The sequence below is a fragment of the Tianweitania sp. genome, assembly GCF_032053605.1.
Classification (GTDB): domain Bacteria; phylum Pseudomonadota; class Alphaproteobacteria; order Rhizobiales; family Rhizobiaceae; genus Tianweitania.
In genome coordinates, this window is the sequence record NZ_DAMBUH010000002.1 from 1 (window position 1) to 9,894 (window position 9,894).

At 63.1% G+C, this 9,894-nt stretch carries 6 protein-coding genes and 1 pseudogene; 5 read left to right on the forward strand and 2 right to left on the reverse strand.

The window, feature by feature from the left end; genetic code table 11:
- The coding region (locus RTX98_RS00710) for an ABC transporter permease (RefSeq protein ID WP_312793913.1) at positions 1-587 on the forward strand (587 nt) is incomplete at its 5' end.
- A 12-nt stretch (positions 588-599) separates the two neighbouring features.
- On the opposite strand, the gene RTX98_RS00715 is transcribed toward RTX98_RS00710, so the two are convergent.
- Both RTX98_RS00715 and RTX98_RS00720 read right to left on the reverse strand, forming a co-directional pair.
- Complete coding sequence (locus tag RTX98_RS00715; protein ID WP_312793915.1) at positions 600-1,658, reverse strand: DUF1176 domain-containing protein; 1,059 nt, start codon at positions 1,656-1,658, stop codon at positions 600-602.
- Positions 1,659-1,771: 113 nt separating this feature from the next.
- Complete coding sequence (locus RTX98_RS00720; protein ID WP_312793917.1) at positions 1,772-5,401, reverse strand: hydantoinase B/oxoprolinase family protein; 3,630 nt, start codon at positions 5,399-5,401, stop codon at positions 1,772-1,774.
- Positions 5,402-5,566: 165 nt separating this feature from the next.
- On the opposite strand from RTX98_RS00720, the gene RTX98_RS00725 reads away from it, so the two are divergent.
- From RTX98_RS00725 to RTX98_RS00740, 4 genes and pseudogenes are all read left to right on the forward strand, one after another.
- Entirely contained in the window at positions 5,567-6,115 is a 549-nt protein-coding gene (locus tag RTX98_RS00725) for a winged helix DNA-binding protein (protein WP_312794033.1), read from the forward strand.
- Between the two features lie 3 nt (positions 6,116-6,118).
- Positions 6,119-7,963: a dipeptide ABC transporter ATP-binding protein gene (locus RTX98_RS00730; RefSeq protein ID WP_416223037.1), complete on the forward strand. Its 1,845-nt coding sequence runs from the start codon at positions 6,119-6,121 to the stop codon at positions 7,961-7,963.
- Positions 7,964-7,989: 26 nt separating this feature from the next.
- On the forward strand, positions 7,990-9,519 hold the full coding sequence (locus RTX98_RS00735) for an ABC transporter substrate-binding protein (protein WP_312793921.1): 1,530 nt from the start codon (positions 7,990-7,992) through the stop codon (positions 9,517-9,519).
- A 57-nt stretch (positions 9,520-9,576) separates the two neighbouring features.
- Positions 9,577-9,894, forward strand: a pseudogene (locus RTX98_RS00740) (ABC transporter permease); the annotation flags it as partial.

Consider the following 9,894-nt stretch of genomic DNA (forward strand, 5'->3'; position numbering starts at 1 on the left):
TTTTGCCGAGCCTGGTTGCTATCATCGCCACTGTCGGCTGTCTTCTTGTCACATCGCTGTCGCTGGCGCGCGAACGGGAGGAGGGGACATTCGATCAGTTGCTGGTGACGCCGCTGACGCCGGCTTACATCATGCTGGGCAAGGCGGTGCCCGGGATTCTGGTTGCGATGGCGCAGGGCGGCATCATCTCGCTGGCGGCCGTGTGGCTTTACGGCGTGCCGTTTACGGGAACCGTGTGGCTGCTGATGCTGGCGACTTTCGCATATGCGCTGGCGCTTTCCGGCGTCGGCTTGCTGTTATCGGCTATTTCGAACAGCCAGCAGCAGGCATTCTTGGGCGTATTCTGCTTCATGGTGCCGTCCGTTGTTTTATCGGGCTACCTTGCGCCGGTGGAGAATATGCCCACCGTTCTGCGTTGGATCAGCGCGATCAATCCGCTGACGCATTTCATCGAAATGGCGAAGGGCATTTTCCTGAAGAGCTATGGCCTTGCGGAAACGCAGACCTCGCTGCTTGCACTGCTGGCGATTGCCGTCGTCACCCTGCTGGTCGCGCATTGGGTGTTCTGGAAACAAACCAAGTCTTGAGTTCAGGCGCCCTTACCGCGAGCGATAAACGGTCGGCCAGTCGCCCGGCTGGCTGCCGCCGCAGGCCATCTGGTAGCTGCCGCCGGTGAGTTGGAAGTGTGTGCCGTCCCACACCCATTCCGCGCTCAGGCCGCAATCGCCCAGACCGCGTCCGCGTCCGCTCATCGACAAAGTGCCGGTGTCGGGATCGAAGCCGGGCTCGGTCAGCGCCACGGTGTCGAAATCGTCCTCGCGGATAGGCAAACTCGGGCGGAAGATCTCGGCCGCGTTCCCTTCCGCGCGGGGCACGATCGCGACCAGCGATGATCCCTGGTAAGCGCCCATATTACAGGCGATGAACGCAAGGCCGTGTGTCTCATCCAGCGCTACCGCTTCCGAGCTGTCGATGTCTGAGGGCATATCCGCGCTGCAGTCTTCGCTGGTTAAGATGGCGGCGAGGTCCTTGCGGGCGCGGGCAAGCAAGGCAGCGTCTTCGCCGGCCTTCAGCGGCGCACCCGGCTTGTACTTTGGCGCTGCGGGCAGTTCAGGAGCAGGCGGCACAGCGGAGGCGGGCGTTTTGCCCTTGCGGATCAGGGCTGTCACACCGCCAATCCGTCCCTGCCGATCATCCATGCGCAGGAGTGCTGCAACGAAACCTTCCAGCGGAACCGATGCTTCCGGATTGTTGGTCTGCAACGTGGATGCATCGCGAAGCTGGGCGATCAGGGTGGCGATCGCTTCATCTCCCGTCAGCGACAAGGTTGTGAAACCATCCTCGCGCTGGATCTCCCAGGCCTCGTCAGCGAGGGTCAAGGGTGCGCCATCGACCCTCAAATCCCTAGCGTCGGCTGCGAAGGGGAGGCTCAACGTGACGATGGCTTTTGCGTCCGGCCCAGCGTCACGGGCGACGTTGAGGTCAGGACTTTCGGCGCTGCCATCATCGCCGAAGCCGCGGGCCTGGCAGGCGAGACCGTTGTCGCAGGCCACGAACCAGGATTTGTAGCTGTCATAGCTCGGCTCAGCCTCGCTTGCGAGGGAAGGCAAGGTCAGCGCTACCACCAGCGCCGTTGATGCGAGTAGTGTTTTCAGCATGGCGTGTGTCCCATCCCTCGAGATTGGGAGCACGATTATCCTGATCCCGTTCAAACGAGAAGAGGCTGTGAGAGGGGAGGGCGGCTGGAGAGCCGCCGTCCTTGTCGCTGTTGCTACTCGGGCTTGCCGTAGCCGCCGCCGGTGGGCGTCACGATGATGAAGGCATCGCCGGCTTCGAGCTTTGCCTGATCGCAGCCTCCGAGTTCCTGCACCTGTCCATCCGCGCGGCGCACCTGGTTGCGGCCGAGTTCGCCGGGCTCGCCACCTTCCAGACCGAAGGGGTGAACCCTGCGGTGGCCGGAGAGGATTGCGAAATCGAGGGCTTCTCGCACCCGGATCGTGCGGCTCGTGCCATTACCCGCACTCCATTTGCCACGCCCGCCTGATCCCTGCCGGATGTGGAAGTCTTCCAGCACTACTGGGAAGCGCGTTTCCAGGATCTCCGGATCGGTCAAACGGGAGTTGGTCATATGCGTATGAACCGCATCCGTGCCTTTGAAGCCCGGACCCGCCGGCGAGCCGGAGCAGATCGTCTCGTAATACTGGTAGGTCTCGTTGCCGAAGGTCAGGTTGTTCATCGTGCCTTGCGCTGCCGCCATCGCACCGACAGCGCCAAACAGCGTGTCGGTGACGGCCTGGCTGACCTCAACATTGCCTGCCACAACAGCGGCCGGATAACGCGGCGACAGCATCGTGCCATCCGGCACCACGATCTTCACGGGACGCAAGCAGCCGGCATTCATCGGGATGTCGGCGCGCACGAGCATGCGGAAGACGTAGAGCACGGCAGCGCGGGTGACCGGCATCGGCGCGTTGAAGTTGTCGTCGCGCTGAGCCGAGGTGCCGGTGAAATCCACCGTCGCTTCACGCGCGGCGCGGTCGATCGTGACCTTCACTGCGATCTGGCAGCCTTGGTCCATTTCATAGGTGAACTGGCCGTCCGGCAGCTTGTCGAGCACGCGACGCACGCTTTCGGCAGCGTTGTCCTGCACGTGGCCCATATAGGCCTCGACCACGTCGTCGCCGAACTGGGCGATGGTCTTGGTCAACTCCGCCACGCCTTTTTCGTTCGCGGCGACCTGAGCCTTCAGGTCGTTGACGTTCTGCAGGAGGTTGCGCACCGGATACTTCGCCGAGGTCAGCAGCTCAGCCAGCGCTTCCTCGCGGAACACGCCGCGGTCGAGCAGCTTGAAGTTGTCGATGTAAACGCCTTCTTCCTCGATCGTGCGGGCTTCCGGCGACATCGAGCCCGGAGCGAGGCCGCCGATATCGGCGTGGTGGCCGCGCGAGGCGACCCAGAAGCGCAGGGTCTTGCCGTCTTCTGCGAAGACAGGCGTGCAGACGGTGAGATCCGGCAAATGTGTGCCGCCATTATAGGGCGCGTTGATCAGGAACACGTCGCCGGGATGAATTACGGGGTTTTCGCGGATTGCGGCTGCGACAGAGGCGTCCATGGAGCCCAGATGCACCGGCATATGCGGGGCGTTGGCGACGAGCGCGCCTGACGCGTCGAACACCGCGCAGGAGAAATCGAGCCGCTCCTTGATGTTGACGGAATAGGCCGTGTTCTGCAGCGTCACGCCCATCTGTTCGGCGATGGACATGAACAGGCTGTTGAAGATTTCCAGCAGCACCGGATCGGCCTGCGTGCCCACCGCAACGCGCTGCGGCAGTGCTTCGATGCGTGTGAGAACGAGGTGATCCTTAGCCGTGAGTGCGGCCTGCCAGCCCTTTTCCACGACAACGGTCTGGTTCGGCTCGATGATGATGGCCGCTCCGGTGACGCAATGGCCAGGCTGCATAACCTCACGCATCACCACGCCGGCATCGTGGAAGGCGCCGCCCGAGAAGAAGCGCGTGCGACGCGCGGCTTCCGCTTCGCCCTCCGCCTCAATCTGGCTCGACGCTTCTTCGCCGGCAGCACCTCCGCCAACGGCTTCCACCTCCACGGCGTCGATCGTCAGCGCCTTGCCTTCGGCGATAAAGCCGAAGCGGCGCTTGTGCGCGGTCTCGAAAGCGGAACGCAGACGCTCGGCGGTGTCGTCCTCGCCATAGGGCGAGTCGATGCTGAGCACCGTGTCCGTACCGGCATAGCGGATATGGGCACGAAGATGGGTCGTAACTTCGCCGGCCTCGATACCCTGCGCTGCCAGCTCGTCGCGGCACTCGACGGCCAGCGTTTCGCCGAGGCTTCCGAGCGCTTCTGGAGCCGCATTATCCAGCGGCACGTCGAGCGCCTTCTGGCGCGTGGCGCGTATGTCGGCCAAGCCCATGCCATAGGCCGAGAGCAGGCCCGAAAGCGGGTGGATCAGGATCTTGGTCATCCCCAGCGCATCGGCCACCAGGCAAGCATGCTGGCCGCCGGCGCCCCCAAAGCAGCTCAGGGCGTAGCGCGTGACGTCATAGCCGCGCTGAACGGAAATTTTCTTGATCGCCTGCACCATGGAAGCAACCGCGATGGTGACGAAGCCATCCGCGACTTCCTCGGCCGAGCGGCCGTCGCCGATCCGGCCGGCGAGATCGGCAAAGCGCGCTTCCACGGCAGCACGATCGAGCGGCTCGTTCTGCTGCGGGCCGAAGATGACCGGAAAAAAGTCCGGCATCAGCTTGCCAAGCATGAGGTTTGCGTCGGTGACCGCAAGCGGGCCGCCGTTGCGGTAGCAGGCCGGGCCGGGATAAGCGCCCGCGGATTCGGGACCGACGCGGAAGCGGCCACCATCATAGCTCAGGATCGAGCCGCCGCCGGCTGCCACCGTGTGGATCAGCATCATCGGCGCGCGAACACGAACGCCGGCGACTTCAGTTTCAAAGGCGCGCTCATATTCGCCATCGAAGTGGGCAACATCGGTGGAGGTGCCGCCCATGTCGAAGCCGATTACGCGATCGAACCCAGCCGAAGCGCCGGTGCGCGCCAGACCGACCACGCCGCCGGCGGGACCGGACAGGATGGCATCCTTGCCCTGGAACATTTCGGCTGCGGTGAGGCCGCCGGACGACATCATGAACATGATGCGAGCACCGGAGCGCTCCACGTCGAGTTCCTGCGCGACCTGTGCGACATAGCGCTTGAGGACCGGCGAAAGGTAGGCATCGACAACCGTCGTGTCGCCACGCCCGACCAGCTTCACCAGCGGCGAAACCTCGTGGCTGACCGATACCTGTGAAAAGCCGATTTCACGGGCAATGCGGCCAAGGGCTGCTTCGTGTTCGGGGAACTTGGAGGCGTGCATCAGCACGATCGCCACGGCATCGTAGCCCTCGGCGCGCAACGCTTCGAGGGCAGACCGCGCGGCATCTTCGTCCAGCGCTTGTTCGACAACGCCATCCGCCAGCACGCGCTCGTCGATCTCGACGACGGTGGAATAAAGCGCCTCCGGCTTCTCGATGGCGAGCGCGAAAATGTCCTTGCGCTCCTGATAGCCGATGCGCAGTGCGTCGCGGAACCCGCGCGTCGTCACCAGTGCCAACCGCTCGCCCTTGCGCTCAAGCAGCGCATTGGTCGCAACGGTCGTGCCCATGCGCACTTCGCCAATCAGGCCGGAAGGAATGGGGTCGCCGGCTTGTAGACCGAGATGCAGGCGTATGCCCTGCACGGCGGCGTCGCGGTAAGCGGACGGGTTTTCCGACAACACCTTGCGAGCAAGCAGTGCGCCCTGTGGATCCCGGGCAATGACGTCGGTGAAGGTGCCGCCCCGGTCAATCCAAAAGTCCCAACGCTTCGCCGTGTCGCCCGCTTGTACCATGAAAATCTCGCCTCATACGCACCCGCTCAAAAAGCGGGCAGTTCCGTCACATGCGCCTTCGTTGTTCAAAACGCTTGCAGTTTATTGACAAAGTATCGTTATGATGATGCCATAGTCGCGTCAACAGCAACGAGGCGGTGGCGTTTGAAGGCAGGTGATAATCCAGTGGAAGGCGCAAATGCGGTGCGCGAGCGGGACCCTAGGGGTCGTTCGCTCGGCCCGATCGTGTCGTCGCAGCATCTTGCGGCAGGCACGTCTCCTGGAATGTCGGAAATGGAGTATGGCGTGATCCTGATCTCGCACGCCTTTTCTCGCTGGATGGTGCGCTGCATGACGGCGGCGGGCCAATCGAGCCTATCGCCCATCGAAATCCTCATCCTTCATTCCATCCGCCATCGCAGCCGGCCCAAGACCCTTGCCGACGTCTGCCTCGCGCTGGACATCGGCGACACGCATGTCGCAAATTACGCCATCCGAAAGCTGGAAAAGGCCGGGCTGATCCATACGGGTCGCGCCGGTAAGGAAAAGACGGTGCGCATTTCCGACGCCGGTCTGGAGCTCTGCGACCGCTATGCCGAAATTCGCAACGAGCTTCTACTACGCGGAATGTCGGATGCCGGACCGTCGCAGGAAGAGCTGTCACGCATTGCTTCGGTGCTACGCTTCCTGTCCGGCTCCTATGACCAGGCGTCCCGCGCCGCAGCGACGGTCTGATCGATGACGGAAACAAACCTGATGAGCGACACGTCGCCGATCCTGTCCGTCAACGACCTGTCGGTGGCCTTTGGCGCCGCCCGCGTGGTGGATGGGTTGTCCTTCAGCGTGCGGCCGGGTGAGACGGTGGCGATCGTCGGCGAGTCCGGGTCTGGCAAGTCCGTCACGTCCTTGTCGGTGATGCGACTGGTGGAGCATGGCAACGGCCGGCTGACCAACGGCTCCATCCTGTTCGATGCAGGGGAGGGGACGACTGACCTGGCAACCGCCGGCGAAACGCGGATGCGCAAGCTTCGCGGCAACGAGATCGCGATGATCTTCCAGGAGCCAATGACTTCGCTGAACCCCGTGTTCACGGTCGGCAACCAGATCTGCGAAACGCTGATCCTGCACCGGAACATGAGCCGGATCGAGGCGCGCGCGGAAGCCGCCCGGCTGCTGTCGCTGGTACGCTTGTCCGATGCCGAGCGCATGCTCGACCGCTACCCGCACCAGCTTTCGGGCGGTATGCGGCAGCGCGTCATGATCGCGATGGCGCTGGCCTGTCAGCCCAAGGTGCTGATCGCCGACGAGCCGACAACAGCGCTCGACGTGACGATCCAGGCGCAAATCCTGTCGATCCTTGCCGATCTCCAGCGCGAACTCGGCATGGCCGTGGTGTTCATCACCCATGACATGGGCGTGGTGGCCGAGATCGCGGATCGGGTCGTGGTGATGTGGCGCGGTCGCAAGGTCGAGGAAGGCGCGGTCGCTGACATCTTCGCCAATCCGCAGCATCCTTACACGCAAACGCTTCTGTCCGCCGTGCCGAAGCTCGGCGCTATGACCGGCCGCGCGCTGCCGCGCCGATTGGCACTCACCGTCATGGACGGCGAAACCCCGCGCCGGATCGGCGAAGACCGCGATCACGACACCGCTGATATGACCGCCAAGCCGCTGCTGGCCGTCGAAGATCTGACTGTCCGCTTCGATGTTGGCAAGACGATGTTCGGCCGCGTCACGCATCGCGTTCATGCCGCCGAAAAGGTCAGCTTCGATATCCGGCCGGGCGAAACGATGGCGCTGGTCGGTGAATCCGGTTCGGGCAAGTCGACGATCGGGCGGACGATCCAGGGCCTGCAAGCGCCGACGTCCGGCCGCATCCTTTATGATGGCAAGCCCGTTGCGGACAGGACCGGTGATGAGACGCTGCGTTTGCGGCGCGAGATCCAGTATATCTTTCAGGATCCGTTCGCCTCACTAGACCCGCGCAAGACTGTCGGCTTCTCCATTGCCGAGCCGATCCGGACGCATGGCCTGCTCACCGACACCAAGGCCATCCGCCAGCGCGTTGAAGAGCTTCTGGTCAAGGTGGGGTTGGAGCCCTCGCATGCAACGCGTTACCCGCATCAGTTTTCCGGCGGCCAGCGCCAGCGCATCTGCATTGCCCGTGCGCTCAGCTGCGATCCCAAGCTGATCATCGCCGACGAAGCGCTTTCGGCGCTCGACGTGTCGGTGCAGGCGCAGATCATCGAGCTGTTCATGGCGCTGCAGGAAGAGCGCAAGCTCGCTTACCTCTTCATCAGCCACGACATGGCGGTGGTGGAGCGCATGGCGCATCGTGTAGCCGTTCTTTACCTCGGCCAGATCGTGGAAATCGGCTCGCGCGCCCAGATCTTCGAGACGCCGGCGCATCCCTATACGCGCCGCCTCTTGTCGGCCGTGCCGGTTGCTGAACCCGGCCGACGCGGTCGCCTGCCGCTTCTGGAAGGTGAGGTCCCGAGCCCGGTCCGTTCAGTCGGCGCCGAGCCGACCATCCTGAAACATCGAGAAATCGCGCCCGGCCACTTCGTTGCCGCCGACGCATGAACCACAACAAAAATGAGGAGAATGGCATGACCCGCTGGAACCGCGCTTTGAGAGGCGCCCTTCTGACAAGTGCGCTCGCACTTGTTTCCGCCGCGCAGGCCCAAACGGCCAATACGCTCACCATCTCCTCGCCGCAGGACCCAGGCAGCTGGGATCCGATCGACACGTTCCTGGTCAACTGGTCCGCCGTCGCGAACAACGTGTTCGACGGTCTCGTTGCCCGCACCCCGGACCTCAAGATCATTCCGGCCTTGGCAACGGAATGGACCATCAGCGACGATGGCCTGAACTATCGCTTCACGCTGCGCGAAGGCGTGACCTTCCACAATGGCGAGCCGTTCAACGCGGATGCGGTGAAATTCAGCTTCGAGCGGCTGTTGGGTGCAGAGGGCGACAAGGGTCCGCAGAAGTCGAACTATAACGTCATTCAGAGCGTCAACGTCATCGACGCCAAGACGGTCGAGCTGAAGCTGTCGCGTCCCGATCCCGTTCTGCTCACCAAGCTGACCGGCTATGGCGCGATGATCGTGCCGCCGGCCTATATCGCCGAGAAGGGCGACGACTACTTCAACACCCATCCGGTCGGCACTGGCCCGTTCAGCATGACCTCCTACACGGCGCGCGATGCCGTGCAGCTCAAGGCCTATGAAGGCTTCTGGGGTGACAAGCCGAAGCTCGAAAACGTCACCTTCCGCTTCATTACCGAACCGTCCACCGCCCTTGCTGAACTGCAATCAGGCCGCGTCGATATGGTGATCCCGCCATCCGTGCCGATCGGCTCGCTGCCGACGATCGAGGCCGATCCCAAGCTCGAAATCGTCAGCACGGCAGGCGCCACCGTATATTCGCTGCGTTTCAACACCCGCGACGGCATCACGGCCGATCCGAAGGTGCGCAAGGCGCTCGTGATGGCGGTTGATCGCGCTACCATCAACGAGGCGATCCTCGCCGGCCAGGCCAAGCCGATCGCTTCATTCCAGTCCGAACAGACTTTCGGCAACGATCCGACGCTGGAAGCCATTCCCTTCGACACGGCCGGTGCGCAGAAGCTGCTGGACGAAGCCGGCGTGAAGCCCGGCACGACGTTGCAGATCGACGTGCGTGGCAATGACTCGACCTTCAATGAAGTCGCGCAGGCTGTTGCGAGCTACCTTTCGACGGTTGGCATTACGGCGACCATCAAGCCCTACGAAACCAACGTCCTTCTGAACGACATCATTCCGGCCGGACGCACCGGCGCGATGTGGCAGCAGACATGGGGCGCGTGGACGTTCGACTACGACAACACCGCCTACCTCATGTACCACAAGGGTGAGCGCTGGAACCCGTATGGCGACGATCCGAAGCTCGATGCGCTGCTGGAATCGCAGCGCGGCATGACCAACGCGCAAGAGCGCGAGAAGGTTTTGCACGAGATCGCTAGGTATGTCGCGGATCAGGCGCTTGAGATGCCGCTCTATAATCTCAATCAGATCTACGCGATCAACAAGCGGGTGAAGAACTTCATCGCGCCGCCGGACAGCCGCCTTCGGCTGACGGATGTCACCGTCGAGTAGTGATCGACGCATCTGCCCCGCTCCAAGCGGGGCAGACCTCTTTTCCCAGGTGGATCGATGGCCGGTTTTCTGATCAAACGCTTTCTGCAAGCGATCTTCGTGGTGCTATGCGTCACGCTGCTCGTTGCTTACGCCATCCGCCTGACCGGCGATCCCGCTTTGATGCTGAGCCAGGGCGCGGGCAGCGTCACCGAAGCTGATCTGGCGCGCATCCGCACCGGTCTCGGGCTCGACCGGCCTTTTTACGTGCAATATCTCGACTTTCTGCTTGGCCTGTTCACGCTGGATTTCGGTCGCTCCTTTCTCGGCGGCACGCCGGTCCGCGAACTGATCGGCCGCGCGCTTCCGGCAACGCTGGCGCTGGCTTTCGCTTCG

Coding starts and splice junctions, on each gene's coding strand:
- RTX98_RS00735 (WP_312793921.1), top strand. CDS start 7,990: ATGACCCGCTGGAACCGCGCTTTGAGAGGCGCCCTTCTGACAAGTGCG.
- RTX98_RS00720 (WP_312793917.1), bottom strand. CDS start 5,401: ATGGTACAAGCGGGCGACACGGCGAAGCGTTGGGACTTTTGGATTGAC.
- RTX98_RS00715 (WP_312793915.1), bottom strand. CDS start 1,658: ATGCTGAAAACACTACTCGCATCAACGGCGCTGGTGGTAGCGCTGACC.
- RTX98_RS00730 (WP_416223037.1), top strand. CDS start 6,119: ATGACGGAAACAAACCTGATGAGCGACACGTCGCCGATCCTGTCCGTC.